Raw genomic sequence first — 24894 nt, forward strand, 5'->3', positions numbered from 1 at the left:
GGGCAGCGCGCCCCGGGCACCCTCCTTTCCTAAGGCGGCACCATGCAGGACCACAACCACCATCACGACGACGGCGCCACCCCTTTCGCGCCCACTGTCACCGAGCACGTGGGGCACGGCGCGCACGGCGTTTCGGGGCACGCGGGCCGCGGCGCACCTTCGGGCCACGCCGGCCACATGCCAGATGACGACCACGCCGTCCACACCCACGGACAGCACGCCGGGCACAGCACCGCGATGTTCAGGAACCGGTTCTGGCTGACCCTCGCCCTGTCCATCCCGGTGGTGTACTTCAGCCCCATGGTGGGCCACATCTTCGGCTACATGGCCCCGATGTTCCCCGGCTCCACGCTGATTCCGCCCGTCCTGGGCACCGTGATTTTCCTCTACGGCGGCCAGCCCTTCCTCAAGGGCGCCGTACAGGAGATCAGGAACCGCAAGCCCGGCATGATGCTGCTGATCGGCATGGCCATCACCGTGGCGTTCGGGGCATCGTGGGTCACCAGCCTGGGCATCGGCGGGTTCGATCTCGACTTCTGGTGGGAGCTGGCCCTCCTGGTGGCCATCATGCTGCTGGGCCACTGGATCGAGATGCGCGCACTCGGCTCCGCCCAGGGCGCCCTGGACGCGCTGGCCGCCCTCCTTCCGGACGAGGCGGACCGCATCACGGACGACGGCGGCACGGAGACAGTGCCGGTGGCGGACCTCCGCGAGGGAGACGTCGTCCTGGTCCGGTCCGGCGCGCGGATGCCGGCCGACGGGACCGTGGTGGACGGCCAGGCCGAGTTCGACGAATCCATGATCACCGGCGAGTCCAAGACCGTGCCCCGCGGGCCGGGCGACGCCGTCGTGGCCGGAACCGTCGCCACGGACAATACGGTCCGCGTGCAGGTCACGGCCGTGGGCGACCAGACGGCGCTGGCAGGCATCCAGCGTCTGGTCGCCGAGGCGCAGGCGTCCTCGTCACGGGCCCAGGCCCTGGCCGACCGGGCGGCCGCCTTCCTCTTCTACTTCGCTGCCGGCGCCGGCGTGATCACGTTCATCGCATGGACCCTGCTGGGCAGCGTCCCGGACGCCGTGACCCGCACCGTGACCGTTCTGGTCATCGCCTGCCCGCACGCCCTGGGTCTGGCCATCCCGCTGGTCATTGCCATCTCCACCGAGCAGGCCGCCCGGGCCGGAGTGCTCATCAAGAACCGGATGGCGCTGGAACGGATGCGCACCATCGACGTGGTGATGTTCGACAAGACCGGCACCCTGACCACCGGCGAGCCGGACCTGAAGGACGTGGCCGCCGCGGAGGGCGTGGACCCCGACGGGCTCCTGGCCCTGGCCGCCGCGGTGGAGTCCGACAGCGAACACCCCGTGGCCCGGGCGATCGTGCGGGCTGCCCGCGAGCGCGGCCTCACCCTGCCTGCGGTCTCCGGCTTCACCTCCATGACCGGCCGCGGCGTGCGTGCCACCGTGGACGGCCGCACTGTCCACGTGGGCGGGCCGGCTCTGCTCCGCGAGCTGGCCGTCGTCGAGCCTTCCGCCCTGGCCGAATCCACCCGTGCGTGGATGGACCGCGGGGCTGCCGTGCTGCACGTGGTTGACGAAGGCCGCGTGCTGGGCGCCGTCAGCCTGGAGGACGCCGTCCGCGCCGAATCCCGGCAAGCCGTGGCCGCGCTGCAAAACCGCGGCGTGAAGGTAGGCATGATCACCGGCGACGCCCGCCAAGTGGCCCAGGCCGTGGCCGAGGACCTGAACATCGACGAGGTGTTTGCCGAGGTCCTGCCCGCGGACAAGGACAAGAAGGTGGCCGAGCTGCAGGCCCGCGGCCTCAAGGTGGCCATGGTGGGCGACGGCGTCAACGACTCCCCCGCCCTGGCGCGCGCCGAGGTGGGGATCGCGATCGGGGCCGGCACGGACGTGGCGATGGAATCTGCAGGCGTGGTGCTGGCCGGGAACGACCCCCGCGCCGTGCTGTCCATGGTGGACCTCTCCCGCGCCAGCTACCGCAAGATGTGGCAGAACCTGGTCTGGGCCACGGGGTACAACATCCTGTCCGTGCCGCTGGCCGCCGGCGTGCTGGCGTTCGCCGGAGTAGTGCTCTCGCCCGCGGCCGGGGCCGTGCTGATGTCCGCATCGACGATCGTGGTGGCACTGAACGCCCAGCTGCTGCGCCGCGTGAAACTCAACCCGGCCGAGGTACGTTAAACACACCATGCCCCGACGCTCTCTCACATCCCGCGGGTTTTTCCGCGACCCTCTCGCAGGCCCTGCGGGCTTTTGGGCGACCCTCTCTCAGCTGGTGCTGATGCGCGCCGCCGTGTTCCTTGGGGTCCTGGCCCTCATCGCGGGGATCTTCGGGATGCACGTGATGACGGGGAGCCATGCGTCGCACGCGGGGGCTGGCCATGTTGCCCACTCCAGCACCGCCCACTCCAGCACCACCCACTCAGGCGACCCGGTGCACCCGGGTGGGGTCGCCGTCGTCGTACTTTCCGCCGGTGCTGCCTGCGCCGACAGCTGCCCGGAGGCCGGGGAGCCGTCGGCGTCGTGTGTTCCCTCGCCGAGCTCGGGAGCGCTGGCCGTGGTGACGCCTCCGGTGGCCGCCGTCAGCATGGCCCCGCCGGTTGACGCTGCCGCCCCCGCCTACTCCTACATTCCGTCCAGCCCCACGCCCTGCGACCTGTCCATCAGCAGGACGTAAACCGAACCGAGGTTCCCCGCCCACAACCGGTTCAACTTTAAGGACGAATTCCGCATGAACACCGCACTGAAGACCCTGACCGTCACCGCTGCCCTCGCCGCCAGCCTGGGCCTGGCCGGCTGCTCCTCCGGCTCGGGCTCCGCGCCCACCGGCGGCAGCAGCATGTCCGGCATGGACCATGGCTCCAGCCCGGCCAGCATGATGCCCGACGCCAACGCCGACCACAACGCGGCGGACGCCATGTTCGCGCAGATGATGATCCCGCACCATGCCCAGGCAGTGGAGATGAGCGACATCGTGCTGGGCAAGCAGGACGTGCCCGCCGAGGTCACCGCGCTGGCCACGAAGATCAAGGACGCCCAGGGCCCCGAGATCGAGAAGATGACGGGGTGGCTGGAGAGCTGGGGCCAGCCCACCATGATGCCCACCGATTCCGGCCACGGCATGTCCGGCATGGTGGACGCGGACGGCATGGAGAAGCTGAAGGCCGCCCCCGGTCCCGAAGCCGCCAAGCTGTTCCTCGAGCAGATGATCATGCACCACGAGGGCGCCGTGGAGATGGCCCAGCAGGAGATCGGCGCGGGCAAAAACGCCGACGCCGTGCAGTTGGGCCGCGACATCGTCGCCGCGCAGCAGGCTGAGATCGCGGAAATGAAGCAGCTGCTGGCCGAGCTGTAGCTTCTCCTCCCTCCCGTTGCTCTATCAGATTTGGTCGCTAAACCCGGGTTTTAAGGACCACAACTGATAGAGCAACGCGGGAGGGGGTGCGTTAAGTGAGAGAGGGTCGCGGGGCGGCCGTGTTAAGTTGAAATGCGCGGACTGCACGGTCCGCGCGCCGGCTGGAAAGAGAACTCCTTGGACACGTCCGCACCAGTAAGAATCCTCACCGTCTGCACGGGCAACATCTGCAGGTCGCCCGTGGCCGAGAGGCTGCTGCAGGCAGGGCTGGACCAGGTGGTGCCGGGCGGGTTCGAGGTGGCCAGCGCCGGCACGCGGGCCATGGTGGGCGACCCGATGCAGCCCATCTCGGTCGACATCGTGCGCACTTTCGGCGGCAGCCCGGACCACTTCGCCGCCCGCCAGCTCTCGCCGAAGATCCTCCGCGGCGTGGACCTGGTGCTCACCATGACCTCCGGCCATCGGGGCGAAGTCCTCCAACTGGATGCTTCCCTCTTGAAGCGAACGTTCACCATCCGGGAGTTCGCGCGGATGCTGGACGTGCTGGACGAGCGCGCTTCCGCCGGTGCTGACCCGCACGCCGGCGGGCCTGCCGCGGGAGGAGGGGCCGGCGTCGGGCGTTCCACTGCAGACGCGGACGACGGCGGCACCCCCTTCGCTGCCAACGCCGCCTATTGGCGCGGATTGCCCGCCCGTGCGGCCGGGGTCCGGCATCTGTCCCTGCCGGCGGATTCGAGCGAGAACGACATCGTGGACCCGTACCGGCGCGACCCCTCGGTGTACCGGCAGATGGAGGACCAGCTCGCCCCGGCCATCGTGTCCATCCTGCGCCACGCCCGGCTGAACGCACCCTCCGCCTAGCACCGCCCGCGAAGCAGCCCGGCCGCGGGCCCGGACCCGCGGCAGGGCTGGTGCAGGCCCGTAGAGTGTGGATTTTTGTGCGGGCTTCCTGCGGATTCCCCCGATGAAACGTCTCCCATGCCGCAGTAATTTTCGGCGATGGGCACCCAGCAGACCTATTCAGGCAACGCCGCTCCCGGCCCTCCCGGGAAGCCTCCCCGGCACCGGCTGCGGCGGATCCTCCTCGTGCTGCTGGCTGTGGCGGTCCTGATTCCGGCCGCCGGAGGGGCGTTCCTGTTCTCGCTGGGCCGGAACTTTGACAGCCAGAGCACCACCATCGAGAACCCGTTCCCCGATGAATCCCTGCGTCCGCTCCCCAACGCCCGGCCTGCCCAGCCATTGGCCGGCGGGGCTCCGGGGGACGTGACAGGCGCGGCACCCGGTTCCGGTCCGGCGGCCGGTGGGACCACCGCTGAGGGCGGCACTCCGGCGGGCGGGCCGGCAGCGGCCGGGGCACTCAACATCCTGGTGATGGGCAGCGACAGCCGCGGGGCGACCCCCGGCGAAGCGCTGTCCGGCACCAACTCCAACCAGCGGGCGGACACCCTGATGCTGGTCCACATCCCCGCCGACCGGTCCCGGATCTATGCCGTCTCCCTGATGCGCGACCTTTGGGTTGGAATCCCGGGATACGGGACGGCCAAGATCAATGCAGCCCTGGCCTACGGCGGTGTACCCCTCATGGTGCAGACCGTCGAGTCGCTGTTCCACCAGCGCATCGACCATGTGGCGATGATCGACTTCGAGGGCTTCAAGGATCTGACCGATGCCCTTGACGGGGTGGAAGTCACTATCACCCAGCCCTTCGTGTCACTGCATGGGAAGTTCACGTTCACCGAGGGCCCGGCGGTTCTGGACGGCGAGCATGCCCTGGCGTTTGTCCGCGAGCGGTACGCGTTCATCGACGGCGATTACCAGCGCGTGCGGAACCAGCAGGCCTTCGTCAAAGCCCTCCTGGCCAAAAACCTCAGCGCCGGCACGCTGCTCAACCCCTTCAAGGTCAGCGAGGCACTGTCAGCCATATCGCCGTTCATCAGTGTCGACAGCGGGCTGAACGCGGCGGCCCTGGCCCGGCTTGCCCTGGAGCTGCGTGGAGTGGGTCCCGGCGACCTGGTCTTTTTCACGCTTCCGACGACGGGAACCGGCACGTCCTCGGACGGCCAGTCGATCGTGCTGCCGGACTGGGACGCCGTTGCCGCCATGGGGCAGGCACTGGCAGGTGACAGTTTGGATACGTTCGTAGCCAACAGGGGATTGGCGGGCGGAGACTGATCCCACCAAGCACGATGAGGTGGAGGCAGACATGAGCGATCCCGCTGGCCCCGGCCCGGAATCCCAGCCAAGCCCGGAGTCACACCCGCATGGCGACGCCTGGCACCAAATGTTCCACGGGCGGAGGCGCTGGATTGCGGCACTGCTTGCCGTGGCACTCGTGGCCACCGCCGTCGTCGTCATCTTCAACCTGAACCGCGCCGGCACCGGGGCCGCACCGGCCGCCAGCCCCACCGCGACGGCTACGCCCAGCGCCACGCCGTCGGCGACCCCCACCAAGACCAAGCCGCCCGCCCCTGCACCTATCCCGGAGCTGCGGGCCGTACCCATGAACGTGCTGGTGATCGGCAGCGACAGCCGGGCGAACGCACGCAAGCAGGCGGCGCACACGGCGGCCACCGGTGAGGCGTCGGACCAGCGGGCGGACACACTGATGGTGGTCCATGTCCCGGCGGACCGGCGCTCGTTGACCCTGATTTCGATCAACCGGGACACCTGGGTGGAAGTGCCTGGGGTCGGCGGCGCGAAGATCAACGCGAGCCTGGAACGCGGCGGCATCGACCTGGTGCAGCGGACGGTGGAGCAGCTGCTGGGAATCAGGATCGCGCACACGTTGATGATGGACTTCCACGGGTTCAGGGTGCTCACAGACCGGCTGGGCGGGATCGACGTCAACGTGGCCACGCCGTTCCAATCCACCCATGAGACCCGCCACGTCTTTAAGGCCGGGGTGAACCACCTCAACGGGCAGGCGGCGCTGGAGTTCGCCCGCGAGCGCTACGCCTTTGCCGACGGCGACTTCCAGCGGGTGCGCAACCAGCAGACCCTGCTCAGCGCCATCCTGGCCCGGCTGACCGCCCGCGGCGCGCTGAACAACGTCACGGCCGTACGCGCGCTCGTGGACATGGCCAGCTGCTGCCTCACCGTAAACAAGGGCTTCGACCCGGCCCAGGTGGCGATCCTGGCCTACAGCCTGCGCAACCTCGACGTGAAGGCGGTCCGGAGCATGACGCTGCCCAACGCCGGGATGGGGTACGTGGGCGAACAGTCCGTGATCTTCCCGGACTACGACGCCATCGCCAGGGTCGGGGCGGCGCTGCGGTCCGGGCGGGTGGCGCAGCTCGCCGGCTAGGGCCCCGCCCCGCCCGCATGAGCGGCCCTGGCCCGCTTGACCGCTGCTGCCCAACCACGCTTATGCGGGTCGCGGCCGCTCGTGCGGATACAGGACTGGTCCAGCCGAGCTTGTGGCAGGGTTCAGCGGGCCCTCACCCGGCGTTCACCGTTCTGTCAACGGCCGTGCCCCGCACCGCGGCATCCTGAACCCATGACTGACACCTCACGCCTTGACCTTTCCCGCCGCACACTTTCCCGCCGCACGATGGTCCGCGGCTCAGTCCTCGCGGCCGCAATGGCTTCCGTCCCGGCCGCAGCCAATGCGGGCCCCGCGACGTCTCCTGCCGGCGTCGCGCTGGTCCGGAACCGGCTGACCCTGCCCAGCGGCATCGCCACCGGCGACGTCACCGCTGACTCGGCGGTCCTGTGGTCGCGTTCTTCCGGCACCGGGCGGATGACCGCGGTCCTGCGGGCCGTGGACGACGGCGGCGACATCCTCCGCGGGCGCGGCGCGTTTGAGCGGATCCTCCGCGGCCCGCGCGCCACCCAGGCGTCCGACTTCACCGCCAAGATCCACGCCTGCAACCTGCCCTCCAACACCCGGTTTGCGCTGGAGATCAGCTTCGAGGACGACGGCGGCGCAGCCGGCGAGAGCGTCCACGGCACCTTCCGCACCGCCCCCGACACCGGGACGTACAACGGCGAGGGACGCACCGGCGGGACGAGCAACGGAGGCGAGGTCCCGCCGTCGTCCGCGCAGAGCTTCGTGTGGACCGGCGACACGGCCGGGCAGGGCTGGGGCATCAACGAAGAGATCGGCGGCATGCGCGGCTACCGTGCCATGCACCAGACGCGGCCGGACTTCTTCATCCACGCCGGGGACACCGTGTACGCCGACGGGCCCATCGCCGAGACCGTGGTGGAGAAGGACGGGCAGGTGTGGCGGAACCTGGTCACGGAGGAGGTGTCCAAGGTAGCCGAAACGCTCACCGAGTTCCGCGGCCGCCACCGGTACAACCAGCTGGACGCCAACATGCGCGCCATGTTCGCCGACGTTCCCGTGATCGCCCAGTGGGACGACCACGAAACCACCAACAACTGGTACCCCGGCGAGATCCTGGAGGACCCCCGCTACACGGTCCGCGACGTCAACACGCTCGCAGCCCGGGGCCGGCAGGCATGGCAGGAGAACATGCCCATCGCTGATTCGTCTGCCCTGTGGCGGCCAGGAACGTTTGACGACGCCGGGCAGTACCAGCCGGCGCGCATCTACCGGAAGATTTCCCGCGGCCCGCAGCTGGACATCTTCAGCCTGGATATGCGCACGTTCAAGTCGCCCAATACGGACGGCAAGGAGGCCTACACCACCAACATCCTGGGCCAGGAGCAGGTGGACTGGCTGATCCGCGAGGTCAGCAAATCCAAGGCCACGTGGAAGGTGATCGCCGCGGACATGCCCCTGGGCGTGATCGTGCCGGACGGCCCGGTGAACCAGGAAAGCGTTTCAAACCGCGACCCCGGCGCTCCGCTGGGCCGCGAACTCGAGATCGCCGGGGTGCTGAGTGCCTTCAGGCGCAACGGGGTGAAGAACGTGGTGTGGCTGACGGCCGACGTGCACTACTGCGCGGCACACCACTACTCCCCTGAGCGGGCGGCATTCACGGACTTCGACCCGTTCTGGGAGTTCGTGGCCGGGCCGATTGCCGCTGGATCCTTTGGACCGAACAAGATGGACGGCACGTTCGGGCCCGAGGTGGTGTTCTCCAAGGCCGGGCGCTTCCCCGGCGAATCACCGCGCGACGGCGAGAACCAGTTCTTCGGTCACGTCCAGCTTGATTCGGACACGTTCGCTGTCAGCCTGCGCAATGCCAACGGCACAACGGTGTTCTCCAAGGTGTTGACCCCGGAACGCTGACCGCCGCCGGACTTCCGCTGCGGATTCGGACAAGCGCCCCTCGGACCCGGGCTGCGCTTGTCCGGATCCGCAGCGGCTGTCGGGAAAGTTAGCAGTTGTGGTCCTAGCGGAGATCCGGCAGGCGTCTGTCCAGGTGCTGGCCGGTCACTATCAGGGCAGCTGTGGCGGCAACCACAGCGCCAAAATAGCTGAGCGTTCCGAGTATGCCGAAGCTTATGTCGAAGGTCCCCCGAAGGACCAAATACGCAGCGAGTGTCACGATGACAACAAGCCCGGCAAGGGTTCCCACCCGGGAGCCCCTAGACGTGGTTGTGCCTGCACCGAGTGAGGCGGCGTAGTCGCGCGGTTGCCCGAAGGCCTCGACGCCGCTTTCCCCGCTCTCGGCCAGGTGGCTGCTTACTTCCCGCAGCGTGCTGCGGACCATCTGTTCGTCCTGCTTCCGCTGGCGCAGTTCGTAGGCCAGAGCCTGAAGGTATTCCTGCGTGGTCATCGCTTAGCCTTGTCTCTCGTGAAGCAGGTTCGTGATCAGTTCGGTAAATTCGGTCCAGTCCCGGGTTGATTCCTGCAGCCGGTCCCGCCCTTCCGGGGTCAGTACATAGAACTTCTTCCCCGGCCCGGCGTCTCCCTGGCGCCACTGGGAGCTGACAAGCCCGTCCGACTCCAGCCGGTTCAGCGCCGGATAGACGGTTCCGCCGCTCAACCCCTCGAAACCGGACGCCCGCAGCAGCTGGATAATCTGGTACCCATAGGCCTCGCCGCCCACGGCGATCGCGCGGAGGATGCCAACGGGAAGGACGGCCCTGACCCAGTCGCTCGGCCACCGCTTCTCGATGCTCATAACTAGATAGTGTCACAACCTAAGTGGTGAGGCAACGCACGCGGGCCCGTGCCGCCGTCGTGCGTTATTTTGGCCGTCCGGTGGGTAAGGGCGCTGATAGTGTTCCTGCATTCGGCACCGAACGCGGACGGGAGTGATTGTCTTGAACGACGACGGACTGACGGAGGCTGTGCAGGAGGCCGGGGCGGTGGAACTGCTCCTGGTCCGGCACGGCGAGAGTGAGGGCAACGTTGCGGCCACGGAGGCGCGGCTGGCCGGGGCGGAAGTCATCGATGTGCCGGCGCGGGACGCGGACGTGAAGCTTTCCACGACAGGGCAGGAGCAGGCCAGGGCACTGGGGACTGCCCTGGCCCGGATCGCTGAGGAGTTCCGCGCCGACGCTGTAGTTTCCTCGCCCTACGCGCGCGCCCGGCAGACGGCGGAAATCGCCGTGGAAACGGCGGGCTGGCCGGCCAAGGTGGTCACCGACGAACGGCTCCGCGACCGGGAACTCGGCATCCTGGACCGGTTGACCCGCCTCGGCGTGGACAACCGGTTCCCCGAGGAGGCGGAGCGGCGGCTCTGGCTGGGCAAGCTGTACTACCGTCCGCCGGGCGGGGAGTCATGGGCCGACGTCGCGCTCCGGCTGCGGTCCGTGCTGGGCGAGCTGAACAACCTGGGCACGGGCCACCGGGTCATGCTGGTGTGCCACGACGCCGTGATCATGCTGTTCCGCTACGTCATGGAGGGCCTCTCCGAAGAGGAACTGCTCGACCTGGCCGCCAGCACGTCCGTCCTGAACGCCTCCATCACCCGCTACGTCCGCCCGTCCGGCGCGGGTCCGTGGACGCTGGAGAGCTTCAACGTGGCGGACCACCTGACCGAGCAGGGCGTCGAGGTCACGGAGCACGCCGGGGATGCCAGTGTCCACCCCCGGTAATTACGACGGCGGTGCCGCGGCTTCCGAAGCACAGCCCACACTGGTCACGCCCTCCTTCCTCCGCGACTGGCCGCTGCCGGCCGCCGGTGAGGACAAGTACTCGCGCGGCTCGGTGCTGGTGGTGGGCGGGGCGCGGGCAACCCCCGGTGCGGTGCTGCTGGCCGGGACTGCGGCTTTGCGGGCGGGGGCCGGGAAACTCACGCTGGCCGTGGCCGAGTCGGCGGCTGTCCACGTGGGAGTGGCCCTGCCGGAGTGCGGGTCGATCGGGCTGCCCGAGAACTCTGATGGGTCAGTCCTGGCCAGCGGCCTGGACCGCATTTCCAGCTACCTGGAGCGGGCCGACGCGGTCCTGGTGGGACCCGGCCTGGACGACCTGGACCTCGCCGAGGATCTGCTGGCGGCAATGCTGGAGCGGGATTCGGCCGCGCGGGAGGAACCTGATGGTGACGCCGGGCGGGACGGGGGCCCCGCCGTCGTACTCGATGCCTACGCTTTGGGCGCCCTGCTGCGGTTGGAAAACAAGCTGGACCCTTGGCGCGGGCGGCTGATCCTCACCCCGAACCCGAACGAGGCAGCGGTCCTGCTGGGCCGGGATGCCGGCGATCTTGGTGCCGACACCCTTGAGGCGGCCGTGACCGAGGTGGCTGCCCGGTATGACGCGGTGGTGAGCTGCCAGGGGGTAATTGCACGTCCGCCGGGGAACGGCCGCGGCGAACCGGATCTGTGGAAGATTACGACCGGGTACGGGGGTTTGGGGACGTCGGGCAGCGGTGATGTGCTGGCCGGGGCGATTGCGGGGCTGCGGGCGCGCGGGACCACCGGCCCGCAGGCCGCCTGCTGGGGAACGCATCTTCATGCCGCGGCTGCGGACCGACTGGCCAGCAGGATGGGCCCGCTCGGATTCCTGGCCCGCGAGCTCGCCGACGAACTTCCGGCGCTGATGCTGGAACTCGGCTCCTGACCCAACGGGGGAAGTGGATGGCCCCCGGCTGGAGCCGGGGGCCACCGTACGGGAAGGTCGCGCATACGCTGTCGGTGCGCTGTCTGGCGCTGTGGCGTGCACAGAATGGCGAGTCGCCCCAAAAAGGCAGCCAACAGAAGGGGCGCGGCCTCCCGATCCTATGGAATTATCCTGTGGAACTATGCGGCGATCTCTTGCTTCGACCCCTTGGTTTCGATCTCGATCTTGCGCGGCTGCGCCTTTTCGGCGACGGGGATCCGCAAGGTGAGGACGCCGCCGTCGTAATTGGCCTTGATGTTTTCCGCGTCGAGGGTATCCCCGAGGATCAGCTGGCGGCTGAATACGCCGCGCGGCCGCTCGGAGGCGATCAACTCGGTGTCCTTTCCGGCCGGTTCGGGGCGTTCGGCCCGAACGGTCAGGACATTCCGTTCCACATCCAGGTCCACAGAATCCACCGCAACCCCAGGCAGGTCAAAGGCGACGACGAATTCCTTGTCCTCCCGCCACGCGTCCATGGGCATCGCAGCCGGGCGCGCTGTCGTACCGAGGACCTGCTGGGCCAGCCTGTCCAGCTCGCGGAACGGATCGGTTCGCATCAACATGGCTTCCCTCCTCGAAAGAAACAGTCTTCTTTTTCAGCCGATCTGTGGTGGCTGATATAGATTTTTTAGCACTGCGAGGGGAGATCTTCAAGCGGTTCGAAAGAGATTTTTTGAACGTTTTTTGGGCTGTCGACGCATGCGGCAAGGGCCCTTCCCTGCCTGGATCGGTTCAGCCAGGCAAGAGCCCCTTTCGCGCTGTCGCTAGCTTCTGGTCGGGTCCGGGCGGAGCGGCGCCGGGCCCGGGTCCGGAACAGGCAACGGTCCGGGAGGTTCCGGGGTAGGGAATGGCGACGGCGGCCCGGGCGGATGCGGCTGCGTGGGATCCGGCTGGGTGGGGTCGGGCCCCGGTTCGGGGAACGGCTCGGGTTCGTGCACTGGCGGGATGGTCATGGAACTTCCCCTCTCACGCTGGGCGGATGTGCCTGAAGTGTCAGAATACGCCCCCGCCTTGGGCATCGGTACGCCGCCCCCCGATGCTCTATCAGTTGTAGCTCCTAAACCCCCTGGATAGGGACCTTAGGTGATAGAGCATTGGGGAGAATCCTGCGGGAAGTGAGAGAGCATCGGGGGGCGGGTTTCCCGGTAGCGAACGCGGCGCCCTATTTTCCGAGGGGGTCTATATATTGAAGGCATGACCTCCACTCCCCTGCAGGATCCCGCCAGCACTGCCCCCGCCGCGGCGCCCACGCCGCCTGTCGCCAAGCGGAATCCCGTGGAGCGGAAGCATCACGGAGACACCTTCGTGGACAACTACGAGTGGCTGCGGGACAAGGAATCTCCGGAGGTCGTGGCGCACCTGAAAGCCGAAAACGCATACCAGGAAGCCATCACCGCGCACCAGGAACCGCTGAGGGAGGCGATCTTCCAGGAGATCAAGGGCCGGACCCAGGAAACTGATCTGTCCGTCCCCCACCGGAAGGACGGCTGGTGGTACTTCAGCCGGTCGGTGGAGGGCAAGGAGTACGGCATCCAGTGCCGCGTCCGGGCCAGCGATACCGAGGACAAGATCGCCGACTGGACCCCTCCGGCGGTTGAACCCGGGACCGAAATCCCCGGCGAGGAAGTCCTGCTGGACGGCAACGTGGAGGCGGAGGGCAAGCCCTTCTTCTCCGTGGGCGGTTCGGCCGTGACCGTGGACGGCAACCTCTACGCCTACGCTGTGGACAACTCCGGCGACGAGCGGTTCACCCTCCGCATCAAGGACCTGCGCACCGGCGAACTGCTCCCGGACGTCATCGAGAACATCTTCTACGGGGTTGCCTTCTCTCCCGACGGCACGCGCATCTTCTACACCGTGGTGGACGAGACGTGGCGCCCCTACCAGGTGAAGGCGCACGTCCTGGGCACGCCCGTCGCCGACGACGTGGTCATTTACCAGGAGGACGACGCCGCCATGTGGCTGGGCTTCGAGCTCTCCTCGGACCGGCGGCACCTGGTGCTGGGCATCGGCTGCTCCGAGTACAGCGAGACGCGCCTGCTCCGCTTCGACGACCCCTCCGGCGCCCTGACCACCGTGATTTCCCGCGATGAACGCATCCTCTACGAGGCCGAGCCCTTCCTGCTGGACGGCCCGGACGGGCAGAAGACAGAGCGCATCCTCCTCACCCACAACCGCGGTGCCGTGAACTCCATGGTCTCCCTGGCTGACCCGGCCGGGCTGGGAAAGCCGCTGGCCGAGCAGAACTGGCAGACCGTCGTCGGGCATTCCGAGGACGTGCGCGTCAACGGCGCGGGCGTCACCGCCACGCACCTGGTCGTGTCCATCCGCAAGGACACCATTGAGCGGGTCCAGGTGATGGGGCTCACCGGCCTGGGGACGCCGGCGCAGGAAGAGCCCGTCGAGCCGGCGTTCGACGAGGAGCTCTACACGGCCGGCGTGGGCGGATCGGACTACGACGCCCCGGTGATCCGGCTGGGCTACACGTCCTACTTCACGCCGTCGCGCGTTTACGATTTTGTGTTGCCCACCGCGGAACGCCCCGCCGGGGAGCTGCTGCTGCGCAAGGAAAGCCCGGTGCTGGGAGGCTACGACGGCAGCGATTACGTCGCCACCAGGGAATGGGCGACGGCGGCGGACGGCACGCGCATTCCGCTGTCCGTTTTGCGGCACAAGAGTGTGCGGCAGGATTCGACGGCGGCGGGCCTGGTCTACGGCTACGGGTCCTACGAGATGAGCATGGACCCGGGGTTTGGCATCGCCCGGCTGTCGCTGCTGGACCGCGGCGTGGTGTTCGTGATTGCGCACGTGCGCGGCGGCGGTGAGCTGGGCCGGAAGTGGTACGACAACGGCAAGAAGCTCGCCAAGAAGAACACCTTCACTGACTTCATCGACGCCACCGACTGGCTGGCGGCCTCTGGCTGGGTGAATCCGGCGCGGATCGCGGCGCTGGGCGGCTCGGCGGGCGGCCTGCTGATGGGTGCGGTGGCCAACCTGGCGCCGGAGAAGTACGCCGCCATCGTGGCGCAGGTACCGTTCGTGGATCCGCTGACCAGCATCCTGGACCCGGACCTGCCGCTGTCCGCCCTCGAGTGGGAGGAGTGGGGCAATCCCATCACGGACCCGGACGTGTACGGCTACATGAAGTCCTACTCCCCCTACGAAAACGTCCGCGCCGCGGCTTACCCCAAGATCGCTGCCGTTACCTCTTTCAACGACACCCGGGTCCTCTACGTGGAGCCGGCCAAATGGGTGCAGGAACTCCGGAACAAGACCACCGGGTCCGAGCCGATCGTCATGAAGATCGAGATGGACGGCGGGCACGGCGGTGCGTCAGGCCGGTACGTGCAGTGGCGGGAGCGTGCGTGGGACTACGCATTCATCGCCGATGCCCTGGGCGCTACCGAACTGCTGCCGGGCGCCGGGCTGAAGTAAGATCGGCGGCAGCTGAGCGTACGAAACCGTAGGCGAAGGAGAGCCATGAAAAGCTTCGAAGTGGTGGTCATCGGCGGCGGCAACGCGGGTGTGTCGCTGGCGGCCCGGCTGCAGCGGTACGGGGTCAAAGACGTGGCGCTCATCGAGCCGAAGGACCACCACCTTTACCAGCCGCTGTTTTCGCACATCGCCGGCGGGCGGGCGACGGCCCAGGAGGCGGTCCGCACGCAGGAGTCCGTGACCCCCGCCGGTGTCACCTGGATCCGGGACAGCGCCGTGGATGTGGATGCCAACGCCAACACGGTCACGCTCGCGTCCGGGTCAACGGTGGCCTACGGGCAACTGGTGGTCTGCCCCGGCCTGCAGTACGACTGGGACACCGTGCCGGGGCTGGCCGAGGCCGTCCACTCCCCCCATGGCGCCTCGCACTACGAGTTCGACCTGGCGCCCAAGGCGTGGACCCTGCTCAGCGGGATGACCTCCGGCACCGCGGTGTTCACCATGCCGGCCGGGCCCATCAAGTGCGGAGGTGCGAGCCAGAAACCCATGTACCTCGCCTGCGATTATTGGCGCCAGCAGGGCGTCCTCGACAAGATCCGCGTGGTCATGGTCCAGCCCTATCCCACTGTGTTCGGCGTGCCGGAGGTGGACCGGGAACTGGACCGGAAGATCGCGGAGTACGGCATCGAACTGCGCACGAACAGCGAACTCGTGGCCGTGGATGCGGCTGCCCAGACCGCCACTATCCGCAACCTGGAGACCGGCAACGAGGAACAGCTCCGCTACGACGTGCTCAACGGAGTCCCGCCGCAGTCAGCACCGGACTGGCTGAAGGCAACGGACCTCCCGGCCGCCGGGGACGACGGCGGCTTCGTGGAGGTGGACCGGCAGACGCTGCGGCATCTCCGGTACCCCAACGTCTGGTCGCTGGGCGACGCCGCAGGCACCACCAACTCCAAGTCCGGCGGCGCCCTGCGCAAACAGACCAAGGTCCTGGCAAGAAACCTGGTGGCCGCGCGGAAGGGCAAGCGCCTTTCCGCCAAGTACAACGGCTATTCCGTGTGCCCCTTTACGGTCTCGCGCGACACCGTGGTCTTCGCCGAGTTCGACGACCGTTATCGCCCCATGCCCACCATCCCGCGCGTGCCCACGTGGAACGAAAGCCGGCTCTCATGGGTGGTGGACCGGGACATCTTCCCGAAGATCTACTGGAACCTCATCCTCAAGGGCCGCGCCTAGGACAACCCCGATCGATTGCTCCGATAATGCCGTTTTGCGGCCGCTAAACGGCATCTAAGGAGCACTCGATGAAGAAACGACGGCGGCCGTCGCCTCCGCGATGGCGCGCTCCTCGTCGGTGGGCACCACCAGGACGGGCAACCCGGACTGTGGCGTGGAAATGACGCGTGGTTCCTTGGACCGCTGACGGTTCAGGCCGCCGTCGAGCTCCACGCCCAGCGCACCCAGGCGGTCGGCGACGAGCGCCCGGAACTGGTGGGAGTTCTCGCCGATGCCCGCAGTGAACACCAGGGCCTTCGCCCCGCCGACAGCCACGTGGTACCCGCCGATGTACTTGGCCAGGCGATACGACGTGACGGCGAGCGCCATGGCAGCCCGGCCGTCGCCGGACTCCGCGGCTTCCACGACGGAGCGCATGTCGTTGTTGCCGGCCAGTCCCTTGAGTCCGGATTCGCGGTTGAGCATGGTGTCCAGGTCCTCGGGCGTCCAGCCGGCCCGGCCGAGGAAAACGAGGATCGAGGGGTCCAGGTCGCCGGAGCGCGTGCCCATCACCAGGCCCTCGAGCGGCGTGAACCCCATCGAAGTGTCCACCGACCGGCCGCCCTGGATCGCCGTGGCTGAGGCGCCGTTCCCCAGGTGGGCGATGACGCCGTCGAACTCTTCCGCCGGGATGTCCAGCAGCGCGGCGGCCTGCCGGGTGACGTACTCGTGCGAGGTCCCGTGGAACCCGTAGCGCCGGATGCCGTGGTTTGTGTAGAGCTCGTCCGGGACGGCGTAGCGCCAGGCGTGCTCGGGGATGCTGCGGTGGAAGGCGGTATCGAAGACGGCCACCTGCGGCAGGTCCGGCCATTTCCTGGTGATGGCGCGGATGCCCAGCACATTGGCGGGGTTGTGCAGCGGTGCCAGCGGGTTGAGCCGTTCGATGGCGCGGGTGATTTCGTTGTCAATGAGCACGGGCTCCGCGAAGCGTTCACCACCATGCACCACCCGGTGCCCCACGGCGCCGAGCTGCAGGTCGCCCAGGTCCTCGTGGATGGCGGCATCCACCTGCTCCAGCGCCTCGGCATGGTCGCGCGGGCCTTCGATCTCGCCGTCGCCATCCCCGCCGTTGCCCATGCCGATCTTCTCGATCAGCCCCTCGGTCAGCACGGATCCGGCGGCGACGTCGCGCACCTGGTACTTGAGCGAGGACGAGCCGGAGTTGATGACGAGCACGAGCATGAAGGGCCTCCTGAGCCTGAGCTTCCGCGGTTCAGTTCCACCCTATCGGCTGCCCCTCCGCGAGACGGCACTACGCCAATGCCCGACGCCGGGAGTGCCGTTGAGTGCCACCTCGCGGGTGGGTGCGGGGGCGGGATTCTTGCGGATCCCTGGGCGCTGTGCCTACAGTCAGCGGACAGGCCGGACCACGCCGAGAGGACATCGCATGACCAACGAGCCCACACCCGCCGAGGACAACGACCCCACCAACACCGGATCCAGCAGCACCGCCCCGCTCCCCGAAGGAACAGGCGGAACGCACGACGGCGGAGCTGGCGCCGGCTCTGGCGGCTCCGGCACCAAGGATCCCACCGGCGTCGAGGGTGCCAACCCGGCGCTCGACGACACCGGCGCCCTCAAGGCCAAGGAAACCGGTGAGGCCCCCGAAGCCCCGGAAGACACCGAGGGCCTGGACCTCAGCCCCCAGGGACTGTCCGACGAGCCCGCCAAAGAGGAAGACCCTGAAAGCCTGGCCAAACCGGACAACAGCTAACCAGGGGGCTGCGTCGCAGTGCCCCGGGCTGGAGGCGGTTAAGCCGTGAGAGTCAGACGCGCTCCTTGAAGGACTCCACCTTGGCCGGATCGCGCTCCGCGACGGGAAGCATGAGCTCGTCGATGCGTGCCATGAGCGAAGAATCAAGCTTCACCCCGGCGGCCTTGACGTTGTCCTCCAGCTGCTCGGGCCGCGACGCACCCACGATCGCGGCCGAGACGTTCGGGTTCTGCAGGACCCATGCGACGGCGAGCCCGGCCAGAGAGAGCCCGGCCTCGTCAGCCAGCGGCTTGAGCTGCTGCACCCGCGTGAGGATGTCCTCGGTCAGGTAGCGGTTTTCCTTCAACGAGCCGTCGTCCGCGGCGAATCGTGAATCCGCCGGGGCGGTCTGGCCCGGCAGGTACTTGCCGGTGAGCACGCCCTGCGCCAGCGGAGACCAGCAGATTTGGCCGATGCCCAGTTCCTCGCTGACGGGGACGATCTCCTCCTCGATGACCCGCCACAGCATCGAATACTGGGGCTGGTTGGAGATCAACTGGATCCCCAGGTCCTTGGCCAGGGCGGCCCCGGCACGGATCTCGTCCACGGTCCACTCGGATACGCCGATGTACAGCGCCTTGCCCGCCCGGACGATGTCAGCGAAAGCCTGCATCGTCTCTTCCAGCGGCGTTTCGTAGTCGTAGCGGTGGGCTTGGTAGAGGTCCACATAGTCGGTCTGCAGCCGGCGCAGCGAACCGTTAATGGATTCCATCACGTGCTTCCGGGACAGGCCGCGGTCGTTCTTTCCTTCCCCGGTGGGAAAGTAGACCTTGGTGAACACTTCAATGCTCTCGCGGCGGGTTCCGGCCAGCGCCTCGCCCAGCGCGGTCTCCGCACGGGTTCCGGCATAGGCGTCCGCCGTGTCGAACGTGGTGATCCCCAACTCGAGCGCCTTCCGGACGCACGCGGTGGCCGCCTCCTGGTCGATCTGTTCGCCGTGCGTGACCCAGTTGCCGTACGCGAGGGCGCTGATGTACATGCCTGATGATCCAAGTTTGCGGTATTCCATCAGTTGCCTGCCTTTGCTGTTGTTGGATTGGTGCTGGTCCTGGCCGGGGCGGCTGTGCTGCCGCGCACCACCAGGCGGGTTTTTACCGTCCGGGTGCCACGCTCGGATTCCGAGCCGGGTGCCCCGGCCACGCGGCGCTCGAGGGCAGCGACCAGCAGTTCCGCGGCGGCCGCCCCCTGGCCCCGGACATCCTGGTCCACCGTGGTCAGGTCCATGACCGGCGCGAAGTCGTGGTTGTCGAAGCCTACGAACGAGATATCCCGCGGGATCTCCAGCCCGGCCGCCTCTGCTTCCCGCATGGCACCGAACGCCATTTCGTCCGAGCCGACGAACACAGCCGTGGGCGGGACCGGCGCTGCAAGGAGCCGCCGCATTGCCGTCCGGCCCCCTGCCACGCTGTTCGGGGCGGACTGCTCGCAGTCCGCCGCCGGCGTAATGCCCGCCGCGAGCAGCGCCTGGCGGTATCCGGCAACGCGCGACGGCGGCGCGGCACTTCCCGCGGTCACTTCGGCTTCGTCGTCGATGCCGACCATCGCAATGCTTCGGTGCCCCAGGTCCAGCAGGTGCCGCACCGCCGCCCTGGCCGCCGCACGTTCATCCACCCTGACGCTGCCGAAGATTTCAGAGGACTGGCCCAGGACGACGACGGGCAGGTCCAGGGCGCGCAGCATTCCCACCTCTGCCTGTGACAGTTTCAGCGACAGAACCAGCACGGCGTCCGCGCGGCCCCGCAGAACCCCGCCGCTGAAGAACCTGCGGCGGCCCTCGCCGTCGCCGAGTTCGAAGAGCAGGACGTCCCGCCCTGCCGCGCGGACGGCCCCGGCGGCACCGGAAACCACCTGCCCGAAGAACCATTTGGTAGCGTCGGGCACCACCACGGCAACTGTGCCCGTCACGCCCGTGGCAAGCCGGGCAGCACTGGGCAACGGCTGATATCCAAGCTCGGAAGCCAGCTGGCGGATGCGTTCACGGGTCCCTTCCGAAACTCCTGGCAGCCCGCGCAGCGCTCGCGACACTGTGGAGGCCGCCACGCCCGCGCGTTCAGCGACCTCGTCTATTCCTGCACCCACGGGAAACCACGGTATGCCCCGGACGGCGCTTACGCAAGCGCTTGCGTAACAGGGTGCGCGGGCAGCCCGCGTCATCCAGGGCCACCCTCAGACCCGGCGTCCGCCGTCGAGCTTGACGATGGGCAGGAAGGCGGGCGCCAGTTCTAACCCTGCGCCTGGATCGCCGTGATGGCCACGGTGTTCACGATGTCCTCCACCGTGCAGCCGCGCGACAGGTCATTCACCGGCTTCCGAAGCCCCTGCAGGACAGGGCCGACGGCGACCGCACCGGAGCTTTGCTGCACGGCCTTGTACGTGTTGTTGCCGGTGTTCAGATCGGGGAAGATGAAGACGGTCGCCTGACCTGCCACGGACGAACCCGGCATCTTGGACTCGGCAATGGAGGCGTCCACGGCCGCGTCGTACTGGATGGGGCCTTCGACGGCGAGATCCGGGCGGCGTTCGCGGACCAGGTCCGTGGCCTGCCGCACCCGGTCCACGGCCTCGCCGGAGCCGGATCCGCCGGTGGAGTAGGAAAGCATGGCCACCCGCGGCTCCACACCGAACTGCGCCGCGGTCTCGGCGGACGCCAGGGCGATGTCCGCGAGCTGCTCCACGTTGGGATCCGGGTTCACGGCACAGTCGCCGTAGACCAGCACGCGGTCCGGCATCAGCATCAGGAACACGGAAGACACGATCTTCACGCCCTCGCGCGTCTTCACGAATTCCAGGGCCGGCCGGATGGTGTGGGCGGTGGTGTGCGCGGCACCGGAGACCATCCCGTCCACGACGCCCAGCTGGACCATCATGGTGCCGAAGTAGCTGACGTCCTGCATGATTTCCAGGGCCTTGGGCAGGTCCACGCCCCTGTGCGCGCGCAGCTCCGAGTACTTCTCCGCGAACTTCTGCCGCAGGTCCGAGGTGGCGGGGTCCACAATGCTGATCCCGGTCAGGTCGATGCCGCTGGCGGATGCCAATTCGCGCACGTCCGGTTCCGGGCCCAGGATGGTGAGGTCGCAGACATCGCGGCGGTGCAGGATTTCCGCGGCGCGCAGGATCCGGACGTCCGTGCCCTCGGGCAGGACCACATGGCGGCGCTGCGACCGGGCCCGCTCGATCAGGTCGTGCAGGAACCGCAGCGGCGTCATGCGCTCGGCCCGCGGCAGATGCAGCCGTTCCACCAGTTCAGCCTCGTCCACGCTGCGGGACCACAGGCCCAGGGCGGAGGCCACCTTGCGGCGGTGCCCGGACCAGATTTCGCTCCGGACCTCGGAGATGCGCTTGGCGGTACCGTAGGTGTCCTCCTCGGCGGCAAAAACCGGGAACGGGGCCTGCGCCAGGAGCGGATAGATGTTGGCATCCGGGGCCAGGCCGCCCGTCAGGATCAGCCCGGACGGCACCGGGAATTCCGGCGAGAAGGAGGAGGCCAGGCACGCGACCATCACGTCCGCCCGGTCCCCGGGAACGATCACCAGCGCACCCTCGTCCAGCACATTCAGGAAATTGCCCACACTCATGGCCGCGACTTTGACGTCCTTCACGTCGCGCTCCATGTCCGCCCGGCCGGCGATCTGCCGCACGCCCAGCGCCGCCGCCACCTCGCCGGTGGTGGGCCGGGCGATGTCCTCCAGCTCGGGGAAAACGTAGACGGGACGCCCGGAGGCGCCGGGCTTCACAGCGGCGGCGATAGCACCGACGTCGTCCGGATTTGCGCGGTTGATCATGATGGCCAGCAGCGAGCACTTCTCCGCGGAAAGCTCCTTGCGGGCAACCTCGACGGCGGCCGTCGCCTCCTCGACGGTCCGTCCCTTCGCGCCGACCACGGCCACCACGGAGGCGGCGAGGTTGTTGGCCAGCCGGGCGTTCAGGTCGAATTCGACGGCGGCGTCCTGGCCGGTCAGGTCCGTCCCCTCCACGATCACCACGTCGCAGTGGCGGGAGATTTCGGCGAAAATTTCCACGCAACGGGCATCGATCTCGGCCCGGTTGCCCTCGGCCAGCAGCTCGCGGACCTCCTGGAACGTCAGGCCGCCGCGGCAGCGCTCGTCGTCGAGCTCGAACCGGCTCTTCATCAGCGCCACCATGGGGTCGTCCCCGGGGCCCTGGACCACCGGCTTGAAGAATCCGATCCGGTCCGCATGCCGGTGGAGGGTGTCCGCCAGGCCCAAAGCCACGAGTGACTTGCCCGATCCGGGTGTGGTTGCGCTGACGTAGATCCCCTTGGCCATGGTCCGCCCTTAGGTAGTGGTGATGCAGGTCCACCCCAGTCTTTCACCCGGGGCACCCCAAGTGGCAAAGCGCCCGCCGCCGTCGTGCGTTCCCGCCCGGTTGCTCCGCGCGGCATGGACGCGGCGCGCCGTGCCCGACGGCGTGTTCCCTCGAAAAGCGGACTCCTCGCCAAAGCAACTGGGCACGAAGGCGCGGCTGGCTCGACGCCCAACTCTTGACACCGACCCCCTTCATGGGATTACCTAATGAACATTCGGTAAATAAAGCTGGAGGCAATGACGCATGGCTGGAACAACCCTCTCGGGCCCACCGCACCAAATCCTGGAGAACGACTACGCCTCCGAGTGGATGGGCATCGACGTCATCGCGCTCAGCGACGGGCACGCCACCATCCGGATGACCCTCCGGCAGGAGATGCTCAACGGCTTCGGGATGGCCCACGGCGGAATGATCTTCGCCTTCGGTGATACGGCCTTCGCCCTCGCGTGCAACCCGGCCGTTCCGGCACCCGGGGAAGAGAACAGCATCACCGTGGCCTCCGGCGTCGACATCAATTTCCTCAAGCCCGCCTTCCGCGGCCAGGTGCTCACGGCAGTGGCGGACCGCCGCTCCAGCGCGGGCCGCAGCGGACTGTACGACATCCAGATTTTCGCCGCCGACGCCGGCACCCCGCCTTCCGATTCCTCCGCAGACCCTTCCGCGCCCCAGTACGGCCAGCTCATCGCCGAGTTCCGCGGACGCAGCCGCACCATCCCCAAGAAGTAGGAAAACCATGTCCCTGCATGCCCCCGAAACCCCCGTCACCTCCACCGCGTCAGCGGACGCCACAGGCTCGGACGCCGTCCTGGACCGCGAGGAGACCATCTCCCGCGACGAGCTCGAAACGCTCCAGCTGAGCCGCCTGCAGCACACCGTTCAGTACGCCTACGACCGCGTCCCCCTGTACAAACGGAAGTTCGACGACGCCGGCATCCACCCGCGCGACCTCCGGGAACTCAGCGACCTGGGCAACTTCCCCTTCACCACCAAGGAGGACCTCCGCGAGGAGTACCCCTTCGGCATGTTCGCCGTCCCGCAGGCTGAAGTAGCCCGCATCCACGCCAGCTCGGGCACCACAGGCCGGCCCACCGTCGTCGGCTACACCAAGCAGGACCTGGCGGACTGGGCCAAACTGGTGGCCCGCTCCCTCCGTGCCTCAGGCGTCCGGCCCGGCATGAAGGTCCACAACGCCTACGGTTACGGCCTGTTCACCGGCGGCCTGGGCGCCCATGCAGGCGCCGAAGCGCTGGGCTGCACCGTCATCCCGATGTCCGGCGGCCAGACCGAACGCCAGATCCAGCTGATCCAGGATTTCCAGCCGGACGCCATCCTGGCCACGCCCACCTACCTGCTGACCATCGCCGACGCCATGGCGCACATGGGCATCGACCCGCGCTCCACCTCATTGAAGTACGCGGTCCTGGGCGCCGAGCCGTGGACCGAAGAGATGCGGCACGAGCTCGAGGTCACCATGGATATCAAGGCCTGCGACATCTACGGCCTGTCCGAGGTCATGGGCCCGGGCGTTGCCGGAGAAGCGGTGGAAACCCAGGACGGCAGCCACATCTGGGAGGACCACTTCCGCCCGGAGATCATCGACGCCTACAACCCCGTGGTGGGCAAGGAGAACGTCCTGCGCGACGGCGAACACGGCGAACTCGTGTTCACCTCGCTCACCAAGGAAGCGCTGCCCATCATCCGCTACCGCACCAAGGACCTCACCCGCCTGCTTCCCGGCACGGCCCGCCCCGCGCACCGCCGCATGGGCCGCATCACCGGCCGCAGCGACGACATGATCATCCTCCGCGGCGTGAACCTCTTCCCGTCCCAGATCGAGGAGATCGCCCTGCGCATCCCCGAACTGAGCCCGCACTTCCAGCTCGAGCTGACCCGCCCCGAAGGCCAGCGGATGGACCAGCTGACCGTGCGGATCGAGCGGCGGGACGCCGTCACGCCCGAGCAGAGCGCGACGGCGGCGCGCGTTTTGAAGGAGCAGATCAAGATCCACGTGGGTTCTTCGTGCGCCGTGGACGTGGTGGATCCGGGATCGCTTGAGCGGTCCAACGGGAAGCTGCGCCGCATTTACGACCTGCGCCCCAAGGGATAAACGACCGACCGTTCGTGAGAAACTAGCCTCTATGCCCAGCACAGCAAGCACAGCAGCCGCCGCCCCCGCGGGTACCAAGCGGGGCCGGCCAGGCTACGACCAGCAGTCGGTGCTCCGCATCGCGGTGGACGTCTTTAACCGGCACGGTTATGACGCCACCTCGATGGGCATTCTGGCGGAGAACCTTGGCATCTCCAAGTCCGCGATCTACCACCACGTGCCGTCCAAGGGCGACCTGCTCAAGCTCGCCCTGGACCACGCACTGGGCGGACTGGAATCCATCCTGGAGCAGCCGCAGGCCACCTCCGGCGCGGCGGACGCCCGGCTGGAATTTGTGCTGCGGCAGACGGTGGCGGTCCTGGTGGACCGGCTTCCGTTTGTCACGCTGCTGCTGCGCCTGCGCGGCAACACGGAGATCGAGCGGGATGCGCTGGAACGGCGGCGCACCTTCGACCACAAGGTCGCCGCCCTGATCTCGGCTGCCCGCGATGAAGGCACGCTGCGCCAGGACATCGATCCGCGCACCGTCACCCGGCTGCTTTTCGGCATGATCAACTCGATTGTCGAGTGGTACAAGCCGGGCGGTTCGCTGTCCCCGGACAAGCTGGCGGACGACGTCATCACCATGGCGTTCGACGGATTGCACGGGCACTCCTAGCACGGAC

22 protein-coding genes are annotated in these 24894 nt (G+C 68.1%); 15 read left to right on the forward strand and 7 right to left on the reverse strand.

Going from position 1 to position 24894, the window contains the following annotated elements; genetic code table 11:
• The first annotated feature begins 42 nt into the window (after window positions 1-42).
• The 7 genes from ACIQC0_RS10270 (at window position 43) to ACIQC0_RS10300 (ending at window position 8573) form a co-directional block, all read left to right on the forward strand.
• Complete coding sequence (locus ACIQC0_RS10270) at window positions 43-2199, forward strand: heavy metal translocating P-type ATPase (protein WP_400534721.1); 2157 nt, start codon at window positions 43-45, stop codon at window positions 2197-2199.
• A gap of 94 nt (window positions 2200-2293) precedes the next feature.
• A complete protein-coding gene (locus ACIQC0_RS10275; RefSeq protein ID WP_400534723.1) occupies window positions 2294-2695 on the forward strand; it encodes a hypothetical protein in 402 nt (133 codons plus the stop codon).
• A gap of 54 nt (window positions 2696-2749) precedes the next feature.
• Window positions 2750-3373, forward strand: a complete 624-nt coding sequence (locus tag ACIQC0_RS10280; protein WP_400534725.1) for a DUF305 domain-containing protein — start codon at window positions 2750-2752, stop codon at window positions 3371-3373.
• 177 nt (window positions 3374-3550) lie between these two features.
• Window positions 3551-4234: a low molecular weight phosphatase family protein gene (locus tag ACIQC0_RS10285; protein WP_400534833.1), complete on the forward strand. Its 684-nt coding sequence runs from the start codon at window positions 3551-3553 to the stop codon at window positions 4232-4234.
• A 138-nt stretch (window positions 4235-4372) separates the two neighbouring features.
• The gene (locus tag ACIQC0_RS10290; protein ID WP_400534727.1) at window positions 4373-5545 is read left to right on the forward strand and encodes an LCP family protein; all 1173 of its coding nucleotides are present in this window, start codon (window positions 4373-4375) and stop codon (window positions 5543-5545) included.
• Window positions 5546-5576: 31 nt separating this feature from the next.
• Window positions 5577-6677: an LCP family protein gene (locus ACIQC0_RS10295; RefSeq protein ID WP_400534729.1), complete on the forward strand. Its 1101-nt coding sequence runs from the start codon at window positions 5577-5579 to the stop codon at window positions 6675-6677.
• Between the two features lie 192 nt (window positions 6678-6869).
• Window positions 6870-8573, forward strand: a complete 1704-nt coding sequence (locus ACIQC0_RS10300) for an alkaline phosphatase D family protein (protein WP_400534731.1) — start codon at window positions 6870-6872, stop codon at window positions 8571-8573.
• A 103-nt stretch (window positions 8574-8676) separates the two neighbouring features.
• Here the strand turns inward: ACIQC0_RS10300 and ACIQC0_RS10305 are convergent, their stop codons facing one another.
• A complete protein-coding gene (locus ACIQC0_RS10305; RefSeq protein WP_377214432.1) occupies window positions 8677-9063 on the reverse strand; it encodes an HAAS signaling domain-containing protein in 387 nt (128 codons plus the stop codon).
• Between the two features lie 3 nt (window positions 9064-9066).
• Complete coding sequence (locus tag ACIQC0_RS10310; protein ID WP_377214431.1) at window positions 9067-9411, reverse strand: PadR family transcriptional regulator; 345 nt, start codon at window positions 9409-9411, stop codon at window positions 9067-9069.
• Between the two features lie 133 nt (window positions 9412-9544).
• Here ACIQC0_RS10310 and ACIQC0_RS10315 point away from each other — a divergent pair, with 133 nt between their 5' ends.
• Both ACIQC0_RS10315 and ACIQC0_RS10320 read left to right on the forward strand, forming a co-directional pair.
• On the forward strand, window positions 9545-10330 hold the full coding sequence (locus ACIQC0_RS10315; protein WP_377214430.1) for a histidine phosphatase family protein: 786 nt from the start codon (window positions 9545-9547) through the stop codon (window positions 10328-10330).
• Window positions 10308-11291, forward strand: a complete 984-nt coding sequence (locus tag ACIQC0_RS10320) for an NAD(P)H-hydrate dehydratase (RefSeq protein WP_400534734.1) — start codon at window positions 10308-10310, stop codon at window positions 11289-11291. Before ACIQC0_RS10315 ends, ACIQC0_RS10320 begins: the two co-directional genes overlap by 23 nt.
• A gap of 179 nt (window positions 11292-11470) precedes the next feature.
• Here the strand turns inward: ACIQC0_RS10320 and ACIQC0_RS10325 are convergent, their stop codons facing one another.
• The gene (locus ACIQC0_RS10325) at window positions 11471-11893 is read right to left on the reverse strand and encodes an Hsp20/alpha crystallin family protein (protein WP_377214428.1); all 423 of its coding nucleotides are present in this window, start codon (window positions 11891-11893) and stop codon (window positions 11471-11473) included.
• A gap of 631 nt (window positions 11894-12524) precedes the next feature.
• Between ACIQC0_RS10325 and ACIQC0_RS10330 the strand changes: the two genes are divergently transcribed.
• Both ACIQC0_RS10330 and ACIQC0_RS10335 read left to right on the forward strand, forming a co-directional pair.
• A complete protein-coding gene (locus ACIQC0_RS10330; RefSeq protein WP_400534736.1) occupies window positions 12525-14765 on the forward strand; it encodes a S9 family peptidase in 2241 nt (746 codons plus the stop codon).
• Between the two features lie 45 nt (window positions 14766-14810).
• On the forward strand, window positions 14811-16004 hold the full coding sequence (locus tag ACIQC0_RS10335; protein WP_400534738.1) for an NAD(P)/FAD-dependent oxidoreductase: 1194 nt from the start codon (window positions 14811-14813) through the stop codon (window positions 16002-16004).
• 54 nt (window positions 16005-16058) lie between these two features.
• Here the strand turns inward: ACIQC0_RS10335 and ACIQC0_RS10340 are convergent, their stop codons facing one another.
• Window positions 16059-17225 carry an acetate kinase gene (locus ACIQC0_RS10340; RefSeq protein ID WP_400534740.1) on the reverse strand — a complete coding sequence of 389 codons (1167 nt, stop codon included), beginning with the start codon at window positions 17223-17225 and terminating at the stop codon, window positions 16059-16061.
• 205 nt (window positions 17226-17430) lie between these two features.
• Here ACIQC0_RS10340 and ACIQC0_RS10345 point away from each other — a divergent pair, with 205 nt between their 5' ends.
• Window positions 17431-17757, forward strand: a complete 327-nt coding sequence (locus tag ACIQC0_RS10345) for a hypothetical protein (RefSeq protein WP_377214424.1) — start codon at window positions 17431-17433, stop codon at window positions 17755-17757.
• 52 nt (window positions 17758-17809) lie between these two features.
• Here the strand turns inward: ACIQC0_RS10345 and ACIQC0_RS10350 are convergent, their stop codons facing one another.
• The 3 genes from ACIQC0_RS10350 to pta all read right to left on the reverse strand — a co-directional run bounded on the left by ACIQC0_RS10350 (window position 17810) and on the right by pta (window position 22082).
• Entirely contained in the window at window positions 17810-18805 is a 996-nt protein-coding gene (locus ACIQC0_RS10350) for an aldo/keto reductase family protein (protein ID WP_400534743.1), read from the reverse strand.
• Window positions 18805-19875, reverse strand: a complete 1071-nt coding sequence (locus tag ACIQC0_RS10355) for a LacI family DNA-binding transcriptional regulator (protein WP_400534745.1) — start codon at window positions 19873-19875, stop codon at window positions 18805-18807. The genes ACIQC0_RS10350 and ACIQC0_RS10355 overlap by 1 nt, the downstream gene beginning before the upstream one ends.
• A 143-nt stretch (window positions 19876-20018) precedes the next feature.
• Window positions 20019-22082 (reverse strand): phosphate acetyltransferase, encoded by a 2064-nt coding sequence (gene pta / locus ACIQC0_RS10360; RefSeq protein ID WP_400534747.1) that lies wholly within the window; start codon window positions 22080-22082, stop codon window positions 20019-20021.
• A 283-nt stretch (window positions 22083-22365) separates the two neighbouring features.
• Between pta and ACIQC0_RS10365 the strand changes: the two genes are divergently transcribed.
• From ACIQC0_RS10365 to ACIQC0_RS10375, 3 genes are read left to right on the forward strand one after another with little or no spacing between them, the layout of a single operon-like run.
• Window positions 22366-22848: a hotdog fold thioesterase gene (locus tag ACIQC0_RS10365; protein ID WP_400534749.1), complete on the forward strand. Its 483-nt coding sequence runs from the start codon at window positions 22366-22368 to the stop codon at window positions 22846-22848.
• Between the two features lie 7 nt (window positions 22849-22855).
• On the forward strand, window positions 22856-24229 hold the full coding sequence (gene paaK, locus ACIQC0_RS10370) for a phenylacetate--CoA ligase PaaK (protein ID WP_400534751.1): 1374 nt from the start codon (window positions 22856-22858) through the stop codon (window positions 24227-24229).
• A 31-nt stretch (window positions 24230-24260) separates the two neighbouring features.
• Window positions 24261-24887: a TetR/AcrR family transcriptional regulator gene (locus ACIQC0_RS10375; protein WP_377214418.1), complete on the forward strand. Its 627-nt coding sequence runs from the start codon at window positions 24261-24263 to the stop codon at window positions 24885-24887.
• Window positions 24888-24894 lie beyond the last annotated feature (7 nt).

Origin of the sequence: Pseudarthrobacter sp. NPDC092419 (genome assembly GCF_044755045.1) — a bacterium.
Lineage (GTDB): Bacteria > Actinomycetota > Actinomycetes > Actinomycetales > Micrococcaceae > Arthrobacter.

Coding starts and splice junctions, on each gene's coding strand:
- ACIQC0_RS10345 (WP_377214424.1), top strand. CDS start 17,431: ATGACCAACGAGCCCACACCCGCCGAGGACAACGACCCCACCAACACC.
- ACIQC0_RS10335 (WP_400534738.1), top strand. CDS start 14,811: ATGAAAAGCTTCGAAGTGGTGGTCATCGGCGGCGGCAACGCGGGTGTG.
- ACIQC0_RS10330 (WP_400534736.1), top strand. CDS start 12,525: ATGACCTCCACTCCCCTGCAGGATCCCGCCAGCACTGCCCCCGCCGCG.
- ACIQC0_RS10375 (WP_377214418.1), top strand. CDS start 24,261: ATGCCCAGCACAGCAAGCACAGCAGCCGCCGCCCCCGCGGGTACCAAG.
- ACIQC0_RS10320 (WP_400534734.1), top strand. CDS start 10,308: ATGCCAGTGTCCACCCCCGGTAATTACGACGGCGGTGCCGCGGCTTCC.
- ACIQC0_RS10300 (WP_400534731.1), top strand. CDS start 6,870: ATGACTGACACCTCACGCCTTGACCTTTCCCGCCGCACACTTTCCCGC.
- ACIQC0_RS10295 (WP_400534729.1), top strand. CDS start 5,577: ATGAGCGATCCCGCTGGCCCCGGCCCGGAATCCCAGCCAAGCCCGGAG.
- ACIQC0_RS10310 (WP_377214431.1), bottom strand. CDS start 9,411: ATGAGCATCGAGAAGCGGTGGCCGAGCGACTGGGTCAGGGCCGTCCTT.
- ACIQC0_RS10365 (WP_400534749.1), top strand. CDS start 22,366: ATGGCTGGAACAACCCTCTCGGGCCCACCGCACCAAATCCTGGAGAAC.
- ACIQC0_RS10350 (WP_400534743.1), bottom strand. CDS start 18,805: ATGGAATACCGCAAACTTGGATCATCAGGCATGTACATCAGCGCCCTC.
- pta (WP_400534747.1), bottom strand. CDS start 22,082: ATGGCCAAGGGGATCTACGTCAGCGCAACCACACCCGGATCGGGCAAG.
- ACIQC0_RS10290 (WP_400534727.1), top strand. CDS start 4,373: ATGGGCACCCAGCAGACCTATTCAGGCAACGCCGCTCCCGGCCCTCCC.
- paaK (WP_400534751.1), top strand. CDS start 22,856: ATGTCCCTGCATGCCCCCGAAACCCCCGTCACCTCCACCGCGTCAGCG.
- ACIQC0_RS10270 (WP_400534721.1), top strand. CDS start 43: ATGCAGGACCACAACCACCATCACGACGACGGCGCCACCCCTTTCGCG.
- ACIQC0_RS10305 (WP_377214432.1), bottom strand. CDS start 9,063: ATGACCACGCAGGAATACCTTCAGGCTCTGGCCTACGAACTGCGCCAG.
- ACIQC0_RS10280 (WP_400534725.1), top strand. CDS start 2,750: ATGAACACCGCACTGAAGACCCTGACCGTCACCGCTGCCCTCGCCGCC.
- ACIQC0_RS10340 (WP_400534740.1), bottom strand. CDS start 17,225: ATGCTCGTGCTCGTCATCAACTCCGGCTCGTCCTCGCTCAAGTACCAG.
- ACIQC0_RS10325 (WP_377214428.1), bottom strand. CDS start 11,893: ATGTTGATGCGAACCGATCCGTTCCGCGAGCTGGACAGGCTGGCCCAG.